Genomic DNA, 22707 nt, shown 5'->3' on the forward strand with positions numbered 1-22707 from the left:
GGGCCCCTGGGCGTTCCCTAGGACGCATCCATGCCGCCGCGCAAGAGTCACCCGAACGCCACCTTCTCGTCCTACCCTGTAGTCAGCATGATGAAGGTCATCTCGTACAACCTGCGCAAGCATCGCGCCGCTGGGGAGCTCGCGGAGCTCGTCGAGCGGCACGCCGCCGACGTCCTGTGCCTGCAGGAAGCCGACACCACCGACATCCCGTCGACCATCGGCGACCTCCGTCTCGCCGACTCGACGCAGCGCAACCGCCTCGGGCTCGCCGTGTACTACCGCGAGAACACGTACCGCGCGCTCGAGGTGCGGTCGATGGCTCTCAAGAAGTCGCTGCACGACCGCGTGCTGAAGCCGGCGGAGGAGCGGATGCTGGGCGTCCGCCTGCACGACATCGACGCGAACCGCTCCCTCATCGTGGCGTCGTTCCACGCGGCGCCCCTCACGGCGCTCAACTCTCTGCGCCGCCACCAGATCAAGACCGCGCTGACGGAGCTCTCCGAGCTCGGCGCGGGGCTGCCGATCCTCATGGTGGGCGACTACAACTACCCCGTGTTCAAGGAGAACCTGGGGCAGAAGGTGCGTGAGCAGGGCTACGAGCTGACGCTGAGCGACTCGCGCACGTACACGCGGTACCGCTTCTTCCGGGGGCACTACGACTTCGCGACCTCGGTGGGCTTCTCGATCGACCGGGTCAAGACGCTCCCGCAGGGTCTCAGCGACCATCTGCCGATCCTCGTGACGGCCACCCCGACGCCCCTCGCCGCTCAGGCCGACGGCGCGTCGGGCGAGGCCGACGGCGCGTCGGGCGAGGGCGGCGAGGCGGCGAGCGAGGGCGGCGCGCTGTCGGGCGACGCGCTCGGCGTCGCCTGACCTGTCTCGTCAGGAGGTCGCGGGCACGGCTCCGCCGTCGTCCGGGTCTTCCGAGCGCGCGGGGGCGTCGCCGCCCTGGTTCTCGGTCTCCCCGGCGCGGTTGGACCTGCGGCGCAGGCGTCCGAAGGGCCGTTCGACGAAGACGAGCATCGCCCACGACAGCAGCACCGTGACGGCGATGCCCACGACGGCCGCCTGCAGCTGCGGGATCGGCAGATACTCCTGCGCGATGATGAGCGCGGGGCGGTGGATGAGGTAGATCGAGTACGAGATGATCCCGACCCAGGCCACGGCCCTGAGGTTCAGGATTCTCCCGATGACCGATCGCGGCGCGAGGATCAGTGGGATGAACACGGCCGCGAGGGCGATGCTCTGGATCGTGTACCCGACGGTCATCCCGAAGGAGTTGTCCGTGCGGCTCACGAGGTACACCACGAGGGCGCCCGCCAGCAGCACGGGCGTGAGCAGCCACGGCCGGCGTGGCGTGCGCACCTCGCCGTAGGCGGGGTTCGCGACGATCGCGAGCACGGAGCCCCACAGGATGGCGTCGGCACGTGTGTCGGTCGCGAGGTAGATGCGGTCGACGCTCGCCCCCTGAGTGAACAGGTAGGTGCGCCACACCATGATCGCGAGGCACAGCGCGATGAGGATCGCACCCTGCCCCCACCTCGTGCGGACCCAGCGCCGGAGCGCGATGTAGAGCAGCGGGAAGACGAGGTAGAAGTGCTCCTCCACCGCGAGCGACCACAGCGCGTTCATCCCGCCGGGGAGGCCGTCCCTCCCCGCGTAGATGATGTAGTAGTTCGCCCAGAAACCGAACGAGGCGAAGATCCCCCACCCCGTCATCGCGTTCGCGATGACCTGCGTCAGCGAGAGGACGACGGCCACCGCGAGCACGATGTACAGGGGAGGGAAGATCCGGAAGACACGGCGGAGGTAGAAGTCACGGATCGAGACGCGCTCGAACCGGTCGTACTCCCTTCGCAGCAGCGTCGTGATCAGGTATCCGCTGAGGAAGAAGAAGATCGTGACGCCCGTGGACTCCCGGATGAGTCGGTAGGGCAGCTCGGCGTGCCCCCAGACGACCAGAAGGATCGCCAGGGCCCGCAAGCCGTTGAGCGACGGGATCTCGAACTTTCCCGCTGTGACGGCTCCCGCGTGCGGCATCTCGGATGCTCCTGCGGCTAGGGGCGCCCCATGCCGTAGTACGTCCAGCCCGCGGCACGCCACGCTCCCGCATCCAGGCAGTTGCGTCCGTCGATCACGATCCGGCCCTTCGTCAGGGTCGCCGCGTACGCGGGGTCGAGCTCACGGCGGTACTCATCCCATTCCGTCACGACGACGACGGCGTCGGCGCCGGTGAGGGCCTCGTCGCGGTCGTGCACGTACGTCAGCTGCGGGTGGATGCGACGCGAGTTCTCGATCGCCTCGGGGTCCGTGACGGTCACGTCGGCGCCGAGCCCGCGAAGGCGCACCGCGACGTCGAGGGCGGGCGAGTCGCGGATGTCGTCCGAGTGCGGCTTGAAGGCGGCGCCGAGCACCGTGATCTTCTTGCCGTAGACACCGCCCTCGAGCGACGACACGACGAGCTGCACGGCCCGGTCACGACGACGCAGGTTGATCGCGTCGACCTCGCGGAGGAACGACACGGACTCTCCGCGGCCGAGCTCTTCGGCGCGGGCCGAGAAGGCGCGGATGTCCTTGGGGAGGCATCCGCCCCCGAAGCCGATGCCGGCACCGAGGAAGCGGCGGCCGATCCGGGCGTCGTGGCCGATCGCGTCGGCGAGCTGAGTCACATCGGCGCCCGTGACCTCCGCGATCTCGGCCATGGCGTTGATGAACGAGATCTTGGTGGCGAGGAACGCGTTGGCCGACACCTTCACGAGCTCGGCCGTCGCGTAGTCGGTGATGATGAAGGGCGTGTCGGTGGCGATCGCCGTGTGATAGACCTCGCGCAGCACGTCGGCGGCGCGCTCGCCCTCTTCGCCGGCCGGGACGCCGGCCACCAGGCGATCAGGCGCGATGGTGTCCTGGACGGCCCAGCCCTCGCGCAGGAACTCCGGGTTCCAGACGAGCGTGGCGCCGGTGGGGGTGACTCGTTCCGCGAGGGTCGCCGCGGTGCCCACCGGCACAGTCGACTTGCCGGCCACGATGTCGCCGGGCTTCAGGTACGGGACGAGCCCGTCGACCGCCGCGTTGACGTAGGTGAGATCGGCCGCGTAGCCGTCCTTCTGCTGGGGCGTGCCGACCCCGATGAAGTGCACGGTGGCGTCGGCGGCAGCCGACAGGTCGGTGGTGAATCGGAGGCGGCCGGACGCGACCCCCTCCGTCAGGAGCTCGGGGAGTCCGGGCTCGAAGAAGGGTGCCTTGCCCTCGGCAAGCGCATCGATCTTGCGCTGGTCGACGTCGATTCCGACCACTTCGTGGCCGATCGATGCCATCGCCGCGGCGTGGACCGCTCCGAGGTAACCGCAGCCGATCACAGACAGACGCATGGTGCTCCTTGAGGTTCTCCAGTGGTGCCGAGCCTCGTTGCCCGTGTTCGATGTTTCTTCCTACCAACCCGCTGTTACAGGCGGGTTACTTGCTCGTGCACAACCGCCAATCGGCTTGGCCGGTTGCGCCGGGGTCGGGCGTGCCCGCACGCCCGACCCCGTCACACACTCGTGGACTACCTGCCCGCCCACGCCTTGAAGGTCTTGAGCATGTCGTTGTTGACCCAGCTCGGGATCCAGTGACCCGTCGCCGTTCCGCCGCCGTCGTGCGTGATGTACGAGGTCTCGGTGGCGACCGGGGCGGCTTTGGTCAGCAGCGCGATCGCGTGCTCCTGCGGCGGCACGCGGGTGTCGGCAGGGTTGAACGACGCGCGGATGCGGCTGCCCGCCCACGCCGACTGCGGCAGGTTGGCCGCGTTCGTCGCCTGCACCGCAGCAGGGTCGTAGTTGTACGCGGGCCCGACGAGCGACGGCCCCTCCTGGAACGCGGCCCACATGTCGTAGACCGAGCTCGCGAGGTACATGCCCTGCTGCCGGGGCAGGAGGTTGTTGCCGAACGCCCAGCACATGAGCCCGCCGCCGCCCGAGTTGGACCGCGCGAAGCTGTAGTAGACGCGCCACAGCGAGTTGACGTAGGCGATCGCGTTCGTCTGCGCCTTCATGGCGGCGGCGTTGGCGAACGCCGTGGGACCGGCGTAGTCGGGGCAGATGCAGACCGCGCCTTCGTCGACAGCGGGCGTCGCGCCGTAGAAGAACGCGCTGCTCAGCGCCTCGTACGAGCTGTTGGTGGCGTGGTAGAACCAGATCACCGGAACCCAGTTGTACTTGCTCGGCGGCGACGAGTGGGGCACGAAGATGCGTGCCGGATCGCCCGCGATCGACACGTCGATGCTCTCGTAGAGCGTGCCCGCCTTCGTGACCTGGTTGCTCAGGCGGCTCGTCTCATACGGCAGCTTGGGCACCTTCGTGTAGTCCGCCGCCGAGGCGGGGATGGCTCCGCCCAGAACACCGGCGGCAGCGCCCGCTGCCACCGCTGCGCCGCCCGTCATGAAAGCTCTGCGGCTCACGCCGCGACGAGGGGATGATTCCGAACTCACTGCTCCTCCATCTGCACCACTTCATGCAGTGCTCACTGCTCTCGGGTCTGCCATCGACCCTTGCGACCCGTCGGGGGGATGCCGGCGGGGATCGGTCGCCGCTTCCTCGTTTCCAGCATTCCGCTCCGCGGGGGAGAGGGCCGGAGACGACGACGGATGTTTACCCGGGCGACGTCAGAATTTACAGAACCGCCACATTCGGCGCCCGCTCCGCCGGCTGTCGTGCCGGCGGGGCGGGCGCCCAGCGTGTCAGGCCTTCGTCGTCCAGATCACTCCCGCCACGTCGGCACCCGCCTCGGACAGAGACTCGAGCGCGCGCGCGAGGTCCTCGTCGGTCGTCCTGCCGGCCGTCACGACGACGAGCGTCCGACCGCCGAGACGCGCGAGCGTCGTGGCGTCGGCGGACTCGTCGGTCGCGGGCGCCGTGATGATGACGGTGCCGGTGCCGTTGGTGAGGCTGCCGAGGAGCGAGGGCGTCGACGTGCTCGCGAAGAGATCGTGGGACGTCTCGGTGCGCGTGCCGGCACCCACGAGGGCGAGGTTCTCCACCGATGCCGTCTCGACGATCTCGGCCGGCTTGGCGGCGCCCGCGAGGTAGTCGGTGAGGCCCGGCGAGGCATCCGCTCCGTCCGATTCGGTCGAGAGGAGGAGCGTCTCCTCGCCCGTCACGGCGAACGAGGCCGCGAGCGGTGCGCCGACCCGCTTGGCAGCGATGCCGTTCCCCGCCGACGTGAGCAGCCACGTCGCGCGACCGGACGCGCGCGACAGGAGCGAGGCCCGGAGTGCCGCGATGTCGCGCTGCACGGGCACGCCCTTCTTGCCGCGCGTGAACGCCACCGTGCCGACGATCGGGGCGTCGGTGATCTCGCGGACCCGCTTGAGGTCGTACAGTCGGCGGTCACGGCTGACCAGGACGCCGAGGAAGACGGCGGCGGCGAAGATGCCGACGGCGAGCGCGATGAGCAGGTTCACGACGAGACTCGGGCTGGCGGGGCTGGTCGGCGGAACCGCCGGCACGAGCGTCGTGAGCGTGTAGGTGTAGGTCGGCGCCTGGGGGTTCGCCGGGTCGAGGACGATCGGATCGGCGGCCGCCCGCACGTTGAGCTGCTTGACGATGCCGTTCGCGACGGCCGCGGCCTCGTCCGCGTCGTCGAGCGTCACCGTCACGACCAGGACGGTGGAGGTGGCCGCCGCGGTCGTGCCCGCGGCCACCGTCTCGACCGTCAGGTCGGGGTCGCCGAGCTCGGCGATCACGGGGGCGAGGATCGTGTCGGTCGGGACGAGCTCCGCGTCGACCGCGGCGCGCTGGGCGGCGAGGCTCGCCGCCTGCAGCTGGCTCTGGATGGAGCCGCTGGCATCGAGCGAGTACATCACGCGGGTGTCCGCGGCGTACTGCTTCGGGGTGGCGGCGGTCGCCATCCAGCCCGCGGCGAGGGCGACGAGCAGGATCAGGACGACCCACCACCAAGAGCGTCGGAAGACGCGGCCGAGTGCGATCAGGTTCATGGTGCCTCTCCTGGGTTGGTTCTCGGGTTCCTTCGCCCTGCGCCACGGGTCGTGGCGCCGACGAGAGCGTTGGGCTCCTCGGCCGGTGCGATCGATTCCTCGGCATCGAGGAGCGACCGGTCGGCGGGGCTCAGCGCGGTCGGCGTCGTGACGCGGGCGCTGGGGGTGGAGCGGGATGGAGCAGGCACCGGCGGCGGGAAGTGGAGCGATCCCGCGCGCAGGTCGGAGCGGATCGAAGCGATGATGCCGGGTGCTGCGAAGAGGAAGAGGTACGACGGGGGCGAGCTGAACGCCGGGGCGGCGACCGAGTCGAGCATGATGAGCACGAACCAGCAGATGCCGCTGAGCCGGATCCATCGGATGATGCTCGGCTCGTTCGGGGCGACCTTGACGAACAGGACGCGCACAGCCAGGATCGCGCCGATCGCGAACGCGATGGTGCCGAGCCATCCGGTCTCGCCGAGGAGGGCGGGCCACTGGGTGTCGTTGAGGAACTTCCCCATGCCCAGGCCGCTGCCGATTCCGTAGATGTACTGGAATCCGAGGCGGATGTACTCCGGGCTGTAGTAGTCGGCGGCCGTGGCGCTGCCGTACCGGCCGAATCCGACGCCGAGCGGGAAGTGCCCCGCCGCGATCTCGAAGCCGCCGGCCGTCAGGCGCGAGCGCGCCGAGACGGCGCCTTCGCCGTAGTAGAGGTCGACGTCGCCGAAGACATACAGGAAGAGGCCTGGCCCGATGAGGGCGAGGGCGGCAGGGATGACACCCGCGATCACGAGGAGGAGGAGCGGCCGCCCCGCGCGCAGCACGAGTCCCGTCGAGACCACGAGGAGGCCGACGAGCGACTTCACGCGGAAGGTCACGAGCGACAGCCCCGCGAGGAGGAAGGCGACGACGTACCCGTACCAGCTCGATCGCACGAAGAACTGGTAGACGAGGATGGATGCCGCCATGATGACCGCCATGCGGCCGAAGGCGGCCGGCTGGCGGAAGGGCCCGATGAGCGCCGGGATGCCGGCGGTGAACTGCACGGCGGAGCCGCCGAGGAGGGCCGTCCACGGCCGCGGGATCGCGAGGTTCACGAGGCCCGTGACGATGAGGACGATCGCGAGGATGAAGCCCGCGCGCGCGAGGCTGCCCAGGTCCTTGACGCTCCAGTGCACCTGCGCGACCGCGATCGCGAAGACGAAGCACTTCGCGAGCAGCGTCGCGCCCTGGAGCGCGATGCTCGCGGGCGTGCCGTAGAGCACGGCCCCCAGCGCTCCCGTGAAGAGGAACAGGGCGAACCACCCCGTGCCCGGGAGCCACACGAGCGACTTCTCCGTGACGAGTCGCTTCGCGGCGAGGGCCGCGCACGTGCCGAAGATGAGCGCCTCGTCGGCGAGACCGCCGACGCTTCCGAGGGCGGCGCCGAGCTGCGGCGCGAGCAGGGCGCCCACGAGGGTGACGCCGAGCGCCGCCTTCGGCATCGCCCACGCGAACGCGAAGTATCCGATCCCCCCGACCACGAGCATCAGCACGAGCGGAGCCCGTACACCGACGACGGCCGCGATCGCGACGGCGACGAGGAGCGCGGTGTAGCCGAGCGCGCTCCGGACCGCTCGCCCGACGCCGCCCCGCCGAGGGCGGGGGGCGGTCGCGAAGAGGCCTTCAGAGTGGAGCACTTATCCTCCGAGGATCGGTGAGCGCCATGCTATAGAGCGCGTGTTACGGGGGTACTACGGGCAGGGAACGCCCGGTCAACCGAGCAATCGGTCAGGTCAGCGTGCTCAGCCACAGCTGCTCGACCTTGGGGTAGACGGCGCTCGCCGAGAACTCCGACGAGAACCGGTCGTACCCGGCGGCCGAGACGTTCGACAGCTCGTCGGCGTCGTCCATCAGCGCCCGGAGGGCGGCCGCGAGCTCGTCCGGATCGCCGGGGGTGACGAGCACGCCCGCCCCGTCGCCCAGAACGCTCGGGATGCCGCCGACCGGCGTCGAGATGACCGCGTTGCGGCGCGCCAGCGCCTCGAGCACGAACATCGGCATCGCCTCGTCGCGCGAGGGGAGCACGGCGATCGTCGAGCGCTCGAGGAGCGACATGAGCTCCGCGTGCTCGAGGGCGCCCTGCTTGCGCACGCCGTCGGGCAGATCCGTCACGAGGTCGGACTCGATGACCGGGCCGGCGATGTGCAGCTCCCAGCCGTCCTCGGGCTCGGCGCGCTTCCACGCCTCGACGAGCACGTCGACGCCCTTGCGCCGCGTGACGCCGCCGCCGAAGACCACCAGCCGCTCCTTGGCGCGCTCGCGCCCCTCGGGCACGGCGTTGGGGACGAGCTCGACGCGCGCGGAGGGGAGGAGGCCGAGGACGGCATCCTTCGTCTCCTCGCTGAGCGAGACGACGACGTCCGCCGACCCGAGCGTCTTGCGGACGAGGTCGGGGGACTCCTGCGCGAAGTCGACGAAGCTGCTGCCGTGGAGGTGCGCGACCGTCGGGTAGCCCAGGCTCCGCGCCGTGCGGAGGATGAGGCCCTCCCGCACGAAGGAGCCCTTCTGCGACAGGTGCACCGCGACGACCGTGCGATCGCGGCGGCCGAGGAACGGGGTGCGCGCGAGAGCCGAGCCGAAGAGCGCGTACGCCCCCGGGCCCTGCGAGCCGTTGCGGCTCACGAGCAGGCGCTGGCGCACGGTGCCGAAGGGCCACGAGAGGTAGGCGTTGACGACCTGCGTCATGCCGCCGGCGATCTCGCCCTTGCGGCCCACGTGCCAGACGGTGGGCTGGACGGTGACGGGCGTCGGCGCGAGGTCGGGCCGGAGGAGGCCCGCGACGCGCGTCCGCACGGAGTCGAGACGCACCCGGGCCTCGGCGAGGGCGCCCTGGACGCGCGGCCAGCCGTCGGCCGCTTCGGCGAGCGTTTCGCGAATGACGCCCTCGCCCAGGCCACGCGTGGGGATCGAGACGCCCTCGATGCCGGCGGCGGCGAAGTGCCGATCGATCTTGTCGCTGTCGTCGACGAGCGGCGCCACGGGCGCGGCGCCCTCGGTGACCGCCGTGATGAGCACGTGCAGCCGGTCGCTCACGGCGAGGCTCGTGCAGCGGTACAGATCGCGCAGCTCCGCCTCGTGACGCTCGTGGTCGTCGCCCGACCACGCGTGGTAGCGGCCGCCGAGGCGCTCGGCGAGCACCTTCGAGCGCTCGGCATCCCGTTCCACCTGCACGACCGACACGATCTCGAGCTCGCGCTCGTCGGCGAACGACCGGACCGCGGAGAACCAGGCGTCGGACGGGAGCGGACGGTCGCTGCGCATCGAGACGATGAGGAGCGGACGCTCGCCGTCGCCGCGCGGCTCCGCCTCGCCCTCGCCGAACGCGAGGTCCGGCATGACCTCGCCGCGACCGAGGAACGCCGCCGTGCGGGCGTCGCGCCACGCGATGAGGTCGGTCATCGCGAGCGACGGCTGCATGAGCAGCTTCGGGATGCGCTCGAACCCGCGCGCCCCCGCGCCGACCCGCAGGACGGGTTTGCGGCGCAGCTTGAGTGCCGCGAGGAGGGGGAGGGTCGAGATGTGCTCCTTGAGGCCCGCGAACGTGATCTGGATCTCGCCGGGCTTGAAGACGTAGGCGGCGTCGCCGCGCACGGCGTCCTTGAGCGCCGAGCGGTACCACGCCGTGAAGCTGCGGTACACGACGTGCTCGGGGCCGACGAGGGACTCCGCGTAGCCCTCGCGGGCGTTGCCCACGAAGACGTGCAGCCGGCCGAGCGGCTCGAGCCAGCGGAGCAGCTGGCGGCGCAGGATGATGTCGCCGATGTTGTCGTACTGGCCGATGCCGGGGACGTAGATCTCCATCAGGAAAGGCCCTTCCCCTGGCCGGCGAGCTCGGGCGCGCCGTCGCTGTCGGTGAGGATCGCGTGGGTCGCGGCATCCCGGAGCAGATCGGCCGTGAGGCCCTCGACCTCGACTGCCGAGCCGATGCCGGTCTCGCGGAGGAGGGCTGCGATCTGCTCCTGGTGGTCGTCGACGTGCTCCTTGCGCGCCGAGCGCCGCACGACGGCCACGGGGTAGATGCCCATCTCGAGGAGGCCGAGGATCGTCCCGACGCCCGAGTGCGTGATGACGACGTCGGCCTCGCGAGCGGTGCGGTCGAAGTCGGCGGCATCCATCTGGGCGACCGCGCGGCCTGGCAGAGCGTCGTCGCGGGTCGTGTAGCCGAGCTGCCACGTCGTCTCGGGCCCCGCGAGTCCCGATGCGAGCACCGCGTCGACAAGGGAGTCGAAGCGGTAGCCCTCGATCGTGCCGAGCGTCACGAAGATCTTGAGCGGACGCGCCGGGTCGACCTCGCGGGTCGTCGTCGTGAAGGTCTCGAGCACGCTCGGGTGCACGCCCCAGCGGCCGTGCGCCCACGAGCGGTGCTGCGAGCGCATCTCGGTGCCGCGCAGGCCGTAGAGGATGCGTCCGCTGAGCGACGGCCCCTGCACGCGCGACACGCTCTCGATGTAGAGGGTCGGGATGCCGCTCATCCGCGCCGCGGGAAGCGCGGCGAGTGCGAGCGCGGCGCCGGTGCTGACGGCCGCCTCGAAGCCCTCCTCCGCCAGCGCGCGGCGGATGAGCCGGAACGCCTCGCCCGTCGACTTCCAGTCGCGCGGCCGGATGTAGGGCACCATGAGCGTGCGCCGCCCGGCCAGGAGCGACCGCGTCTGCGGTGAGTCGAAGCTGATCCACAGCGAATCGTCGGTCGCGCCGAGTCCCGGCGCGAGGCGCACGAGTTGGGCGATGTGTCCTCCCGTCGAAGCGGCGAGGAGAAGCTTGCGGGGTGTGTCGGCGTCGAGCGGGGGCAGTGTGCTGCTCATCGTTTCCTCCCGGTGTCGGTCAGTCAGTGGTCGTGGTCTCGGCTCTGCCGCTGCCCCATCACAGCTGTTCCTTCAGGAACGCGAACATCTTCGTGCGGACGTCGTCGGTGAGAAGCGCCAGTCCGTGCCGCTCTCCCGCGGGAGTGACGAGCTCGGTCGGCACCCCTGCGTCGACGAGCGCCTGGTGGAGCGCATCCACCTGTCCCACCGGCACGAGCTCTCGCGTGCCGGCCGCCAGGAAGAGCGGCGCCGTGGCGGGCGAGACGGCGAAGAGGGGGGATGCCTCCTGCCCGACGGGGCAGGCCGCCACGTCCTTGCACCCGAGGTACGCGAGGATCGTCGCGACCGCCTCCGCGGTCGGCGTCCCGAGCTCCAGGCCGCTGGGCGTCATGTCGGAGACCGGGGAGAGGGCGGCGGCGGCCGTGATGCCGGAGTCCGCGCGCGTCGCGAGGGTCGCCGTGATGATCGCGCCCGCCGAGCTGCCGATCATCCCGATGTGCGCGGGATCGACACCGTATTGCGCGGCGACGTCGGGCTCCTTGAGCCAGGCGACCGCGGCGGCGGCGTCATCCACCTGTGCCGGGTAGTGGTTCTCGGGGAGCAGCCGGTAGTCGATGGCGACTCCGACGATACCCTGGGCGGCCGACTCCTCGCAGAGCGTCAGCATGCTCGCGCGCGAGCCCTCGCTGAATCCGCCGCCGTGCAGCAGGATCACGGCGGGTGCGGGCGCGTCGGCCGCGGCGGGTTCGCAGATCTCGGCGTGCAGGTCGGTGCCGTCGACCGTGCGGTACACGACGGTCGTGGTGGCCGTCGGCTCCGGAGTGGAGCCGCCGGTGGGGGCGCCCGAGGGTGCCGTCGGTGCGCAGCCCGCGAGGGCGAGCGCGACGACGGCCGCAGCGGAGGCGATGAGGGTGGAGCGGTGGATCACGCGGCGCTGTCTCCCACGGCTTTGCGCGAGCGCCGGAGGCGCATCGGCGGAACGTAGAGCCACTTGACCTTGGTCGTGAGCTTGGACAGGAGCACGGCGATGTACGTCGTGAGGACCGCGCACACCGTCACGATTCCGGCGCCGAGCGCTCCCCCGATGGGCGGCAGGATCCACTCCAGCAGCGACGCCATGCTGACGATGATGAAGATGTGCAGCAGGTAGATGTGCAGGCTCCACTCGCCGATCGTGCCGAAGACCGCGGCGAGCGGGCGCACCATGGCGATGTACTTCGACGCGACGAACCCGACGGCGATCGCGAGCACCTGCATGATCGTGACGGCGAACGGCACTCCCCGCACATGCGGAACGGCCACGACGACGGCGGACGCGCCGAGGTACAGCACCGCGAGCCCGACGAGGGTCCAGGGGCCGGCCTTCGTGATGCCCTTCGTGATGCGGTCGTAGAAGAGCGCGCCGATGAGGAAGAAGAGGAAGAGGGCCGCCGTGCGATTCCAGCCCAGGTTGTTGAGCGTCGCGAAGCCCGACGTGATGGCCGCCGAGACGAGCGCCGCACCGGCGACCTTGAGCCACACCGGAACACGGCGGAGGGCCCACACGCCGAGCGTGAACCAGAACATCGCGTAGAGGAACCAGTAGCTGTTGCTCGGCCACACGAACAGGAGCGCGATGCTCCGCCAGTCGGTGGCGGGCAGCGCTCCGAGGTCGCCGTTGGTGCCGGGGACGATCGTGTAGAACACGAACCGCACGAGCGACCACACGACGTACAGCCACAGCAGCGGCAGGAGCCGCCGCTTCCACAGCTGCGGCAGGGTCCAGGTCGACACCCGGAGGGCGAACAGCCCCGAGATGACGAAGAAGGCCGGCATCGGGAACGCCTCGAGGAACAGCTTGAGGCGGCCCGGATAGCCGGTGATGTCGGCGTGCCCGAAATAGAGGCTCGTGTGGAAGATGACCACCATGAACATGGCGACGCCCTTGGCGACATCCACCCATGCCTTCGGACGTGTGTTGCGGTCGATCAGCGACCAGTTTCTCTGAACCGTGTCGGTCATCGCGATACTCCCTCCCCCCCACGGGGATATGTCGCGCCCTGTACGACCCACGCTAAGCGGGAGGCGTTTCCGGGCTGTGACGTCGTGGCGACGATCATGCGAACAGCGCCCCCCGGCGCGTCATGATGGTCATAGACGTCCTCCCGCCCTGTCGAGCACGAGGCTGTAGGTGCGAGGGCTCATCCACCCGAGGGTGTAGATGCCGAAGCGCGTCACATCGCGCCGGCGGCCGATGGCGCCGAGCTGAGCGAAGGACATCTCCGACCGGACCTGCTTCACGAGGCTGCGGCGCTCCGATTCGGAGTACGCGCCGGACGTGGCGTCCTTGAGGCGGGAGAGGGTGTGATACCGCGCACGGTAATAGAGGTAATCGGGGCGGCGCAGGGCCGTGGCATCCACCCGCGCGACACAGCGCGCGATGACCTCGCCGAGCTCGCGCAGCGAGTCCGCACGGCGGGAGCCAGAGCGGATGATCGAGCCGGAGCGGAGCTTGTAGACGTACACCGAGCGATGGAGCAGAGCGACTCGGGATGCCTCGACCAGCGCCTGCGCGACCATCGCCTGGTCGGAGTGTTGGCGGATGCGCGTGAACTCGATGCGGCCGAGGAGGCTGCGGCGGAACAGCTTGTTCCACAGGTGGCCCGTGATGCCGCCGACGAGGAGCGCGTCCAGCGCCTGCGGGCCGGTGAGGAGGTCGCCCTCGGGGAGGTCGCCGACCGGCCGCTCGGGCTGGCCCTCGGACACGACGGTCGCCCCGGCGCACACGATGTCGGCGTCGACGGCGTTCGCCGCCTTCAGGAGGGCGGAGGCCGCGTCGTCGGGCCACTCGTCATCGGCGTCGACGAACCAGACGTAGTCGCCCGTCGCGGCCGCGACGGCCGCCTCGCGCGCGGCGGCCACGCCGCCGTTCTCGGGCAGCAGGATGGCGCGCACGGACTCGTGGCGATCGGCGAGCGCGGAGATCAGCGCGGCTGTGTCGTCGGTCGACTTGTCGTCGACGAGCACGATCTCGAGCGCGACGTCCCTCTGCTCGAGGAGCCGCTCGACGGCGGACTCGACGAACTCCGCGGCGTTGTAGCAGGGGAGGACGACGCTGACGGATGCCGCGACGTCGGCGGAGCTCATGCCGTGCCGTCCCGTGACGTGACAAGCTCGAGCACGCGCTCGAGGTCGCGGCCGCTCGAGTCGACGGAGAAGCGGTCGAGCCAGGAGTCGATGTTCCCGAGCTCCAGTGCGCTCGCCCGCACGACGGCGTCCGCGAGGTCGGCCGGGTCGTCGGTGAGGGCCAGCTCGCCCGTGATGCCGGGGACGATCGCGTCGGCGACGCCGAGCGCGCCCGACACCGCGACGGAGGGCACGCCGACGGCGGCCGCCTCGACGAGCACGTTGCCGAACCCTTCGCGGTTCGACGGGAGCAGCACGACGGCGTTGGGGGCGAAGTGCGAGAACCAGTCCTCGACCCAGCCCTTGTCGACGAACGTGACGCCGGTTTTCTCCGCGGCGGCGTTCATGGAGTCGAGCAGCGGGCCGCCGCCGAACGAGATGACCTCGGCGGAGATGCCGCGGCTCGCGAGCTCGGCGGCGGTGTCGATCGCGAGCGTCGGGCGCTTCTGCGTGACGAGGCGGCAGGGGAGCACGATCTGCAGGCCGTCGCCGATGCCCGGCTCGCGCGAGACGCGCTCCCGTGTGGCGACCTTCGCCGTCGCCGGGTTGGCGACGACGGTCATGCGCTCGCCCTTGACCCCGAAGCCGGCGACGAGCTCGCCCGCGACCGGGTGCGAGATGGCGATGACGTGGTCCGCGCGGGGGTAGAGCTTGCGGGCGAACCAGATCTTCACCCGGTGCGACCGGCTCGAACCGTCGAGCCCGAGCGTGACGAGGTTGCGCTCGCTCACGATGATCTTCGGGGCGCCGCCGCGGGCGAGCAGGCCCGCGGTGAGGAGGATGAGGTTGGCGTGGGCCTGGAGGCTCACGGCGACGTCGGCCTTCGTGACGCGGAACAGGTCGCTGACGGCGCGCGCCTTGCCGAAGTGGCCCTTCGCCTTCGCGACCGAGTACGCGTGCACGCCCTTGGGGAGATACGTGCCGGTGTCCTTGCCGGACGTCGTGACGACGCTCACGGTGTGGCCGCGTTCGACGAGCCAGGCCATCCACGTGCGGGCGACGAACTCCGCGCCGCCGCCGTGCAGCGACGGGATGACGAACAGCAGGGACAGCGGACGCCCGGTGGTCTCGGGTGCGGTCATGATCGGCGTTTCCCTTCGTCGTTCCATTCGACGGGCGGTTCGTCACCCGGAATCAGGTCGTGCGGGCGTTCGAGCCGCTCCTCGCCTTCGACGAGTGCGGGGTCGACGAGCGGCTCGGCGAGCTCCGGCTCGGAGTCGTCCGTCCCCGTCTGCGCCGCCTTGCGACGCCGGCGGAAGTACTTGCGGGCCGAGGCGAGGTCGACGATGTCGCGGCGGAATCGCGGCCAGATGAGCGCCATGAGGCCGATCCAGGCGAGGAGCACGACGCCGCCGACGAGGACGCGGATGAAGGGGAGCTCGGGGTCGATCCAGATCGTCGACAGGCCCGAGACGACGCAGCCGAGCCCGAAGACGATGATCGCGCGCGCGCCGTTGAAGAACATCGCCTTGACCGGGGCGTCGGAGGAGCGGCGCACCCACAGGAGCGACAGCGGCCACATGACCGCGATGGATGCCGAGTACGCGATGGCGACGCCGTACATGCCCCAGATCGACCCGACCAGGATCGCGATGATCATGAACGGGCGGGTCACGAGCGAGTAGTACAGGTTCTGCCGCATGAGCCCCTTGGAGAGGAAGACCCAGTACGTCGCGTAGCCCGCAGCCTGGAAGAATCCGGCGACCAGCAGGATGCGGAAGACGGGCACGGCCTCGAGCCACTGCGGTCCGAGCATGATCCGGATGACCGACTCGGCCTGCGCGCCGAGCAGCGCAAGGACGGCGCCGATCACCGACAGCAGTGCGGACTGGCCGAACGTGATGAAGGCGGCGTACCGGGCCTTGTCGTCCTGGAGGCGGGAAAGCACGGGCAGGGCGACTCGGGTCGAGGGCGCGTTCAGCTGCAGGAGCGGCAGCATCATGAGCTGGAAGGCGCGGTTGTAGAGACCGAGGTCGGCCGCGCCGAACCGCGCGCCGATGACGATCGAGTCGACGTTGCGGCTCGCGTACGTGAGCAGCTGCGTGCCGAACATGTTCACGCCGTAGCCGAGGAGGCCGCGCATCGGCTCGCGCCGGGCCATCCACCCGGGGAACCAGCCCGTGAGGAAGACGAGGAAGCCGAGTGCGGCCACGGTCTGGCCGATCTGCTGTCCGACGAGCGACCAGTAGCCCATTCCGCTGAACGCCATGCCGAGGCCGACGGCGAGACCCAGCACCTGCGCGCCCGTGTCGACGACGACCAGCCGGCCGAACTTCAGGTGGCGCGAGAGGTCGGCGCGGAACTGCGTCGACAGGCCGTTGAGGAGGAAGGTGACCGAGAGGGCGGCGGCGATCGGCTGCAGCCGGTCGTCTCCGTAGAAGGCCGCGATGAGCCAGGATGCGGCGATCGTGGCGACCATGAGGGTCAGGCCGATCGATGCGTTGATCCAGAAGAGGTTGTTCTTCTGTCCGCGGGTCAGGGTGCGGGCCTGGATCGCGGCCGAGCTGAGTCCGAAGTCGCGCACGAGCTCGCCGACGCCGATGATCGCGGTGACCATCGCCAGGAGACCGTAGTCCGACGGCGTCAGCAGACGCGCGAGGATCATGATGCCGCCGAGCTGCACCACGATGCGGATGACCTGCCCCAGGACCGTGACCGCCGCTCCGCGCGACGCCGATGCTCCCAGGGACGTGTTGACGCCCACGCCCGTCATCGCCGGCGTGCCGCCCGTGCGATCGCCTGGCGGTAGGCGCCTTCGATGATCCGCCCGACGTGGTCCCAGTCCCGTTCGGAGAGGTCGGGCTCGTCCGACCGCTCACCGGTGCGGACCGTGTGCAGGGCATCCCGGATCACGTCCGCCGTGAGGTCGCCGTCGTACTCGAGGATCCAGCCCGGGCCGACCTCCTCCGAGAGTGCGGTGTTGGCGGGCGTGCGCGGCGCGAGCACCGGACGCGACAGCGACATGGCCGCGAGGATCGCGCCGGAGTTGTGCATCTCGTTGTAGGGCAGCACGACGAGCTCGGCACGGCCGACCTCATCGACGAGCTCGGCGTCCGAGACGTAGCGGAGGAGCGCGGTGATGCGCGGGTCGCGGGCGCAGTGGGCCTCGACCATCTCGCGCTGTCCCGTGCTCGGCGATCCCACGATCCGCAGCGAGAGGTCGTCGCCGTCGAGCTCCGAGAAGACTGTCGCGAGCCGGTCGACGCCCTTGTAGGGGCGGATGATGCCGAAGTAGACGACCCGGCCCGGCTGCGGTTCCGGCAGCGGGTGCGCCGCATAGGCCTTGCGGTAGTGGCCGTGCAGCGCCGTCACGACCGGCCGGTCGGTCGGGGGCACGGTGGTCGGGTTGAGCCGGATGTAGACGTCCGTCGCCTTGTCGAAGCGGCGCAGCGAACGACGCTCCGCGGCGCTCCCCGGCTCGTGTGGCTCGACGTTGTGCAGGTGGCGCACGATCGGGGTGCGGGTCAGGCGCGCACGCAGGAGGAAGGCATCCATGTAGCGGCGGCGCATGAAGCGGCGCAGCGGCGTCGCACCCCGGATCGTCAGTTCGGGCCAGTGCGCGTGGAACACGTCGTAGCGCGAGACGATGGCCCGCTTCCACGAGAAGAACCGGTGCACGACGGCGGGGTTGTCCATGCCGACCATCTGGTCGACGAACTTCGTGTGGCCGTCCGGCGGCACCAGCGTCTGCTGGACGATGATGACGTCGGGACCTGCGGTGGTCGGATCTTTCGTGACGGCGGCGCGAGCAGCGGTTGTCGTCATGGTGCGCTCTCAGATCTTGGGGAACTGCTTCGGAACGATGACGACCTTGTCCGGTCGCCACTCTAGCGAGGGCGATTCATGCCGCCGGCGGATGTCGCCGGGTTGGCATCGACTGTTAACGTGGCCGAAACGCGGCGAGGGTCACGCGGCGAGGTCTTGGCGGTGAGTCTGAGCGCCCGTCCAGAGGTCGGCGGGGAAGGCCTGGAGGAGAGGCTGCGGATCCCAGTCGGCGATGGGCGGTGCGGGGTTCTCGAGCGCCTCCGCGACGCTCGTCGACGAGGGTGGCAGCGTTCGCCCGGTGCCCTCGAAGTAGTCGTGGTACTTGAAGAGGTCTTCCGCTCCCGGCAGCACGAGCGACGCGGGGACGCCGAACGTCTCGGCCAGGATGATCCCGTGCAGAGACGACGCCACGACGTGCGAGCTCTCGGCGATCGTGCGGATCGTCGTCCACACGCGGGTCGTCGGGTCGAGGAATCCCGGCTCGTCCTTCCAGCGCGGCACGTCGTGCAGATTCGGCACGACGGTCACTCCGCGGCGGCCGCGGACGATGGATGCCGCGAACTCCGGGAAGATCGTCGGCACGAGCAGTGCGGGGTCGCCGTAGACGGCCGGCGCATCGATTCCGCGGCCCGCGAGCCAGGCCCGGGTGCGCGGTCCGCGCACGGCGCGCACGTCCAGGTCCGTGAAGCGATATTTGTCGTCCGAGATCTTGCCGTTGCGTCCGCTGCCCCACACGGTGTCACCGTCGTTCGCGAAGTGAAGGACCGATCCGACGCTGAGGAGCCGCCGCTCGTCGGCCCGCCCCGGGACGGTCTTCGCGAGCTCCTTCACGATCAGCGGACCGAGCAGATCGCCGAAGTTGTTGGGCCGCTTGATCCGCGGGAGCGCGCGGGCGATCCGCCCCTCGCCGATGTGCCGGCGCGGGTTCCAGTGCACGAGTTCGACACCGCGGAGCTTCATGGGAGGACCTCCCCGAAGCTGCCGATGGGCGCGGGGCGGTGTGGCCGGTGCGTCATAGCGTGGAACTATAGCCAGCCCATGTTTCCGATGCGTCGCCAGCATCCCGAAAGCGAAACCTTTGCCACGGCTGTAACACGGCGGTAACCCGCCGTTGGCGAAAGACCGACAGTATGGGCTTTCGGAATCCGTCTCTGGGGGGCGACGGTGGCGACTCCCCGTCGTTCCCTCCTTCCCCCCTGAGGTCCGTGACTCGGGAGTGGTGACATACATGGCAACTGTGACAGTGAAGAACGAGCGAGTCGTCGGGGGTACCCCGTACACACAGGTCCGGGCCGGTGCCCATCCGGCACGGTGGGAGCGCCGGTATTCGCGAGCCCTCGTGATGACCGACGCGATCATCCTGGCCGCGATCCTGACCGTCGTGACGATGACGGCGCCGCATCCGTCGATGGTGCGCATCACGCGCTTCGACCTGTTCGTTCCGGCCGTCGGCATCGTCGGCGCCGTGCTGCTCGCGATCCTGACGCTCCTGTCGCTGACCGGCAGCCGGACGCCCCGCGTCGTCGGCGTCGGAAGCCAGGAGTACCGCGCGCTCGTCCGCTCGTCGTTCCTCGCGTTCACCAGCACCGCGCTGCTGGCGTACCTCTTCGGCGTCGAGGGACTGACCTTCATCCTCGCGTACGGTCTCATCGGCACGACGGTGGCACTCGTGGTCACACGCTGGGTGTGGCGCCGCTGGCTCGTGTCGCAGCGTCGTCAGGGCAAGATGGCCAACCGTGTGCTGCTCGTCGGCTCGGAGGAGTCGGTCGCCGCCACGGCTCGCGACCTCAAGCGCACCCCCGCTGCCGGCCTTCTCGTCGTCGGCGCCTGCACGCCGTCGGGCCGCGTGGCCGACTACATCCCCGGCACGGACATCGCGGTGTCCGGTTCGGTCGACAACGTCATGGGAGCCCTGCGGCGAGTGGATGCCGACACCGTGCTGATCTCCAGTGCGAACGAGCTCAGCGCGGCCACGGTCCGGTCGCTGAGCTGGGAGCTCGAGCCGGGACGGCACCACCTCATCGTCGCGCCGAGCCTCACGGATATCGGCGGACCTCGCCTGCACACCCGCCCGGTCGCCGGCCTGCCGCTCGTGCACGTGGAGACGCCGCGCTACTCCGGCGGCAAGCTGCACGCGAAGCGCACGTTCGACGTGCTCGCGGCGGGAGTGCTCATCGTGCTCCTCGCGCCCGTGCTGATCTTCGTGGCCCTCGCCGTGCAGTTCACGAGCCCCGGAGGCGTCCTCTTCCGTCAGGAGCGCATCGGCCTGAGCGGCGAGAAGTTCCACATGCTCAAGTTCCGGTCGATGTACCAGGATGCCGAGGCCCGCCTCACGGAGCTGGCGACCGAGTCGCGTGACAGCGGCAACGACATCATGTTCAAGATGAAGGACGACCCGCGCGTCACCGGCGTGGGCAAGGTCCTGCGCCGCTTCAGCCTCGACGAGCTGCCGCAGCTGTTCAACGTCGTTCTGGGGGACATGGCGCTGGTCGGCCCGCGCCCGCCGCTCGAGCGCGAGGTCACGCAGTACGCCGATACCGTGCATCGCCGGTTCCTGGTCAAGCCCGGCATCACGGGCCTGTGGCAGGTGAGCGGTCGCAGCGATCTCGACTGGGACGAGACCGTGCGTCTCGACCTCTTCTATGTCGAGAACTGGACCCTGACGGGCGACCTCACGATCCTCCTGAAGACGGTCAAGGCCGTGCTCAAGAGCGAGGGTGCCTACTGACCTTCCACCCGCTTCCCGCGGCCGCGGCATCCTGCTTCTGCACGGAGGCCGCGGCCGCGGCGTCCTGTGCCCGCATGTCGCGGGTCATGGCGCCCATGCGGGCTTCGTGATCGCTCGCGGCAGCCGTGCGTCCGAGAACGATCGCGATGACGACGGCGATGACCGCCCATACGGCGATGATGCCGGCGGCGAGAAGGATGATGCTGGGCGCGTCCATATGCGACGACTCTCCATTGAGTCCGGGTTATCAGGCGAGGATGGAGCTTCGCGCAAGCATATCCCCACATCCGTTCATCTGCATACGACTTCCGAGCGTCCTCCCAGCACGGCGAAGGCCGTCGCGACCGGATGGTCGCAACGGCCTTCGTGCGGCGGAGGGTCTCAGGCGAGCGTCGGTGCGACTTCCTTGATCCAGGCGGCCAGCTCGGGGCCGAGATCCTCGCGGTCGAGGGCGAGCTGGATGCTCGACTTGAGGTAGTCCAGGCGGTCGCCCGTGTCGTAGCGTCGGCCCGTGAAGACGACGCCGAGCACGGGGCCGCCGATCTCCTCGTCGCCGGCCAGCGTCTCCAGTGCGTCGGTCAGCTGGATCTCGCCGCCCTTGCCCGGCTCGGTCTCCTCGAGGACGTCGAAGATCTGGGGCTTCAGCACATAGCGGCCGATGATGGCGAGGTTGCTCGGCGCCTCCGCGGCGGACGGCTTCTCGACGAGGGCCTTGATCTTCACGACGTCCGACTCGTCGGTCGTCTCGACGTCGGCGCAGCCGTAGAGGTGGATCTGCGACGGGTCGACCTCCATGAGGGCGACGACCGTGGCGCTCTTGTGCAGCGACACCTCGATCATGCGCGAGAGCAGCGGGTCGCGGGCATCGATGAGGTCGTCGCCGAGGAGCACGGCGAACGTCTCGTCGCCGACGTGCTTGCGCGCCCGGAGCACGGCGTGCCCCAGGCCCTTCGGGTCGCCCTGGCGCACGAAGTGGATGTCGGCGAGCGAGCTCGGCTGCATGACGCGCTCGAGCTTGGAGTGGTCGCCCTTCTGCTCGAGTGTGTGCTCGAGCTCGGTCACGCGGTCGAAGTGGTTCGCCAGGGCGTTCTTGTTGCGCCCGATGATCACGAGGATGTCGTCGATGCCCGCCGACACGGCCTCTTCGACCACGTACTGGATGGCGGGCTTGTCCACGACGGGGAGCATCTCCTTAGGCATCGCCTTTGTCGCCGGGAGGAATCGCGTGCCGAGGCCGGCCGCGGGGATCACTGCCTTGATGGAGCTGTTCGTCATGCTCGCGACGGTACCCACGCCGGATGAAGTTTCTGTTTCGCGGAGGTGACAAGGCGTGACCGTCGGGCATCCGACGGCGTGAAACAAAGCCGGAACGGGATGCGGCGACGCCGCGCGACGTGGGATGATCGACGCGTCAGATCCATCCACACGCCGCGGTCCTCGCCCGCGCGGCTCGGATAGGCTGATACCCACACTTCACAGTCGTTCCGCTGTGACAAGAGGCTCGCGTCATCGGTCCCCGTGACCGCCGACGCGCGTGGACAGGTCCCCGGTCGGGCGCTTCCCCAGGCGCATCCCCAAGCCGGCCGGGGGCCCTTTCCGCGCTTCGCGCGGCTTCGCGGTTTGGTCGAGGCATGCCTCATGCCGTAAGCTTGTCCTTTGGTGTGCGGTTCTGCCTAGCCTGTCGAGGCATTATCCGGCACCACGAACGTGAGCCCTCCACTGGCGTGTTCCGCTCCCTGAGCTCGGAACCACCCCGGAGTGGGATTCACGAACCTCTCCGTTCGAACAAGAAAGCAGCACTACTGTGACGCGCACTTTCACCCCCAAGGCTGGCGAGATCCAGCGCGAGTGGCTGGTCATCGACGCGACCGACGTCGTCCTCGGACGCCTCGCCTCGCACACGGCGGCCCTCCTCCGCGGCAAGCACAAGGCGACCTTCGCCAACCACGTCGACACCGGTGACTTCGTCATCATCGTCAACGCCGAGAAGGTGGCCCTCACCGGCCAGAAGCTCGAGCAGAAGAAGGCCTACCGCCACTCCGGCTACCCGGGCGGCCTCAAGGCTGTCACCTACTCGGAGCTCCTCGAGAAGAACCCCGTCCGCGCCGTCGAGAAGGCCGTCCGCGGCATGCTCCCGAAGAACAGCCTGGGTCGCCAGCAGCTGTCGAAGCTGAAGGTCTACGCCGGTGCCGAGCACCCGCACGGCGCTCAGCAGCCCAAGACGTACACCTTCGACCAGGTCGCCCAGTAAG

General features: G+C 69.8%; 19 protein-coding genes. 3 read left to right on the forward strand and 16 right to left on the reverse strand.

The annotated features are described in order from the left end of the window. Positions 1–90 precede the first annotated feature (90 nt). Positions 91–873: an endonuclease/exonuclease/phosphatase family protein gene (locus AAIB33_RS00180; protein WP_345803472.1), complete on the forward strand. Its 783-nt coding sequence runs from the start codon at positions 91–93 to the stop codon at positions 871–873. Positions 874–882: 9 nt separating this feature from the next. Here the strand turns inward: AAIB33_RS00180 and AAIB33_RS00185 are convergent, their stop codons facing one another. From AAIB33_RS00185 to AAIB33_RS00250, 14 genes are all read right to left on the reverse strand, one after another. Next, positions 883–2040: an acyltransferase gene (locus AAIB33_RS00185; protein WP_345801553.1), complete on the reverse strand. Its 1158-nt coding sequence runs from the start codon at positions 2038–2040 to the stop codon at positions 883–885. Positions 2041–2057: 17 nt separating this feature from the next. Next, positions 2058–3368 (reverse strand): UDP-glucose/GDP-mannose dehydrogenase family protein, encoded by a 1311-nt coding sequence (locus AAIB33_RS00190; RefSeq protein WP_345801554.1) that lies wholly within the window; start codon positions 3366–3368, stop codon positions 2058–2060. Positions 3369–3544: 176 nt separating this feature from the next. Beyond that, positions 3545–4435: a hypothetical protein gene (locus AAIB33_RS00195; protein WP_345801555.1), complete on the reverse strand. Its 891-nt coding sequence runs from the start codon at positions 4433–4435 to the stop codon at positions 3545–3547. Positions 4436–4714: 279 nt separating this feature from the next. After that, positions 4715–5971 (reverse strand): Wzz/FepE/Etk N-terminal domain-containing protein, encoded by a 1257-nt coding sequence (locus AAIB33_RS00200; RefSeq protein WP_345801556.1) that lies wholly within the window; start codon positions 5969–5971, stop codon positions 4715–4717. After that, entirely contained in the window at positions 5968–7632 is a 1665-nt protein-coding gene (locus AAIB33_RS00205; RefSeq protein WP_345801557.1) for a hypothetical protein, read from the reverse strand. Before AAIB33_RS00205 ends, AAIB33_RS00200 begins: the two co-directional genes overlap by 4 nt. A 91-nt stretch (positions 7633–7723) precedes the next feature. Beyond that, a complete protein-coding gene (locus tag AAIB33_RS00210) occupies positions 7724–9796 on the reverse strand; it encodes a glycosyltransferase (protein ID WP_345801558.1) in 2073 nt (690 codons plus the stop codon). Continuing rightward, entirely contained in the window at positions 9796–10797 is a 1002-nt protein-coding gene (locus AAIB33_RS00215; protein ID WP_345801559.1) for a glycosyltransferase, read from the reverse strand. The genes AAIB33_RS00210 and AAIB33_RS00215 overlap by 1 nt, the downstream gene beginning before the upstream one ends. Positions 10798–10855: 58 nt before the next feature. Beyond that, positions 10856–11725 carry an alpha/beta hydrolase gene (locus tag AAIB33_RS00220; RefSeq protein WP_345801560.1) on the reverse strand — a complete coding sequence of 290 codons (870 nt, stop codon included), beginning with the start codon at positions 11723–11725 and terminating at the stop codon, positions 10856–10858. After that, on the reverse strand, positions 11722–12798 hold the full coding sequence (locus AAIB33_RS00225) for an acyltransferase (RefSeq protein WP_345801561.1): 1077 nt from the start codon (positions 12796–12798) through the stop codon (positions 11722–11724). The genes AAIB33_RS00220 and AAIB33_RS00225 overlap by 4 nt, the downstream gene beginning before the upstream one ends. 129 nt (positions 12799–12927) lie before the next feature. Continuing rightward, positions 12928–13923 (reverse strand): glycosyltransferase family 2 protein, encoded by a 996-nt coding sequence (locus tag AAIB33_RS00230; RefSeq protein ID WP_345801562.1) that lies wholly within the window; start codon positions 13921–13923, stop codon positions 12928–12930. Next, positions 13920–15044, reverse strand: a complete 1125-nt coding sequence (locus AAIB33_RS00235; RefSeq protein WP_345801563.1) for a glycosyltransferase — start codon at positions 15042–15044, stop codon at positions 13920–13922. Before AAIB33_RS00235 ends, AAIB33_RS00230 begins: the two co-directional genes overlap by 4 nt. Beyond that, on the reverse strand, positions 15041–16675 hold the full coding sequence (locus tag AAIB33_RS00240) for a lipopolysaccharide biosynthesis protein (protein ID WP_345801564.1): 1635 nt from the start codon (positions 16673–16675) through the stop codon (positions 15041–15043). The genes AAIB33_RS00235 and AAIB33_RS00240 overlap by 4 nt, the downstream gene beginning before the upstream one ends. Beyond that, complete coding sequence (locus tag AAIB33_RS00245) at positions 16672–17727, reverse strand: glycosyltransferase (protein ID WP_345801565.1); 1056 nt, start codon at positions 17725–17727, stop codon at positions 16672–16674. Before AAIB33_RS00245 ends, AAIB33_RS00240 begins: the two co-directional genes overlap by 4 nt. A 141-nt stretch (positions 17728–17868) precedes the next feature. Beyond that, complete coding sequence (locus AAIB33_RS00250; RefSeq protein WP_345801566.1) at positions 17869–18687, reverse strand: polysaccharide pyruvyl transferase family protein; 819 nt, start codon at positions 18685–18687, stop codon at positions 17869–17871. 382 nt (positions 18688–19069) lie between these two features. On the opposite strand from AAIB33_RS00250, the gene AAIB33_RS00255 reads away from it, so the two are divergent. Then, the gene (locus tag AAIB33_RS00255) at positions 19070–20455 is read left to right on the forward strand and encodes a sugar transferase (RefSeq protein WP_345801567.1); all 1386 of its coding nucleotides are present in this window, start codon (positions 19070–19072) and stop codon (positions 20453–20455) included. Here the strand turns inward: AAIB33_RS00255 and AAIB33_RS00260 are convergent. Continuing rightward, on the reverse strand, positions 20433–20672 hold the full coding sequence (locus AAIB33_RS00260; protein WP_345801568.1) for a hypothetical protein: 240 nt from the start codon (positions 20670–20672) through the stop codon (positions 20433–20435). The genes AAIB33_RS00255 and AAIB33_RS00260 overlap by 23 nt on opposite strands. Positions 20673–20836: 164 nt before the next feature. Next, the gene (galU, locus tag AAIB33_RS00265; RefSeq protein ID WP_345801569.1) at positions 20837–21730 is read right to left on the reverse strand and encodes a UTP--glucose-1-phosphate uridylyltransferase GalU; all 894 of its coding nucleotides are present in this window, start codon (positions 21728–21730) and stop codon (positions 20837–20839) included. A 529-nt stretch (positions 21731–22259) separates the two neighbouring features. Here galU and rplM point away from each other — a divergent pair. Continuing rightward, positions 22260–22706, forward strand: a complete 447-nt coding sequence (gene rplM, locus AAIB33_RS00270; RefSeq protein ID WP_345801570.1) for a 50S ribosomal protein L13 — start codon at positions 22260–22262, stop codon at positions 22704–22706. Position 22707 lies beyond the last annotated feature (1 nt).

The sequence above is a fragment of the Microbacterium sp. AZCO genome, assembly GCF_039614715.1.
Taxonomy (GTDB): domain Bacteria; phylum Actinomycetota; class Actinomycetes; order Actinomycetales; family Microbacteriaceae; genus Microbacterium.

Excerpts from the sequence above, each read along its gene's own strand:
- AAIB33_RS00255 (WP_345801567.1), top strand. The coding sequence starts at position 19,070 with ATGACCGACGCGATCATCCTGGCCGCGATCCTGACCGTCGTGACGATG.
- AAIB33_RS00200 (WP_345801556.1), bottom strand. The coding sequence starts at position 5,971 with ATGAACCTGATCGCACTCGGCCGCGTCTTCCGACGCTCTTGGTGGTGG.
- AAIB33_RS00210 (WP_345801558.1), bottom strand. The coding sequence starts at position 9,796 with ATGGAGATCTACGTCCCCGGCATCGGCCAGTACGACAACATCGGCGAC.
- AAIB33_RS00180 (WP_345803472.1), top strand. The coding sequence starts at position 91 with ATGAAGGTCATCTCGTACAACCTGCGCAAGCATCGCGCCGCTGGGGAG.
- AAIB33_RS00240 (WP_345801564.1), bottom strand. The coding sequence starts at position 16,675 with ATGACGGGCGTGGGCGTCAACACGTCCCTGGGAGCATCGGCGTCGCGC.
- AAIB33_RS00235 (WP_345801563.1), bottom strand. The coding sequence starts at position 15,044 with ATGACCGCACCCGAGACCACCGGGCGTCCGCTGTCCCTGCTGTTCGTC.
- galU (WP_345801569.1), bottom strand. The coding sequence starts at position 21,730 with ATGACGAACAGCTCCATCAAGGCAGTGATCCCCGCGGCCGGCCTCGGC.
- AAIB33_RS00215 (WP_345801559.1), bottom strand. The coding sequence starts at position 10,797 with ATGAGCAGCACACTGCCCCCGCTCGACGCCGACACACCCCGCAAGCTT.
- AAIB33_RS00250 (WP_345801566.1), bottom strand. The coding sequence starts at position 18,687 with ATGAAGCTCCGCGGTGTCGAACTCGTGCACTGGAACCCGCGCCGGCAC.
- AAIB33_RS00230 (WP_345801562.1), bottom strand. The coding sequence starts at position 13,923 with ATGAGCTCCGCCGACGTCGCGGCATCCGTCAGCGTCGTCCTCCCCTGC.
- AAIB33_RS00225 (WP_345801561.1), bottom strand. The coding sequence starts at position 12,798 with ATGACCGACACGGTTCAGAGAAACTGGTCGCTGATCGACCGCAACACA.
- AAIB33_RS00245 (WP_345801565.1), bottom strand. The coding sequence starts at position 17,727 with ATGACGACAACCGCTGCTCGCGCCGCCGTCACGAAAGATCCGACCACC.
- AAIB33_RS00185 (WP_345801553.1), bottom strand. The coding sequence starts at position 2,040 with ATGCCGCACGCGGGAGCCGTCACAGCGGGAAAGTTCGAGATCCCGTCG.
- AAIB33_RS00260 (WP_345801568.1), bottom strand. The coding sequence starts at position 20,672 with ATGGACGCGCCCAGCATCATCCTTCTCGCCGCCGGCATCATCGCCGTA.
- AAIB33_RS00190 (WP_345801554.1), bottom strand. The coding sequence starts at position 3,368 with ATGCGTCTGTCTGTGATCGGCTGCGGTTACCTCGGAGCGGTCCACGCC.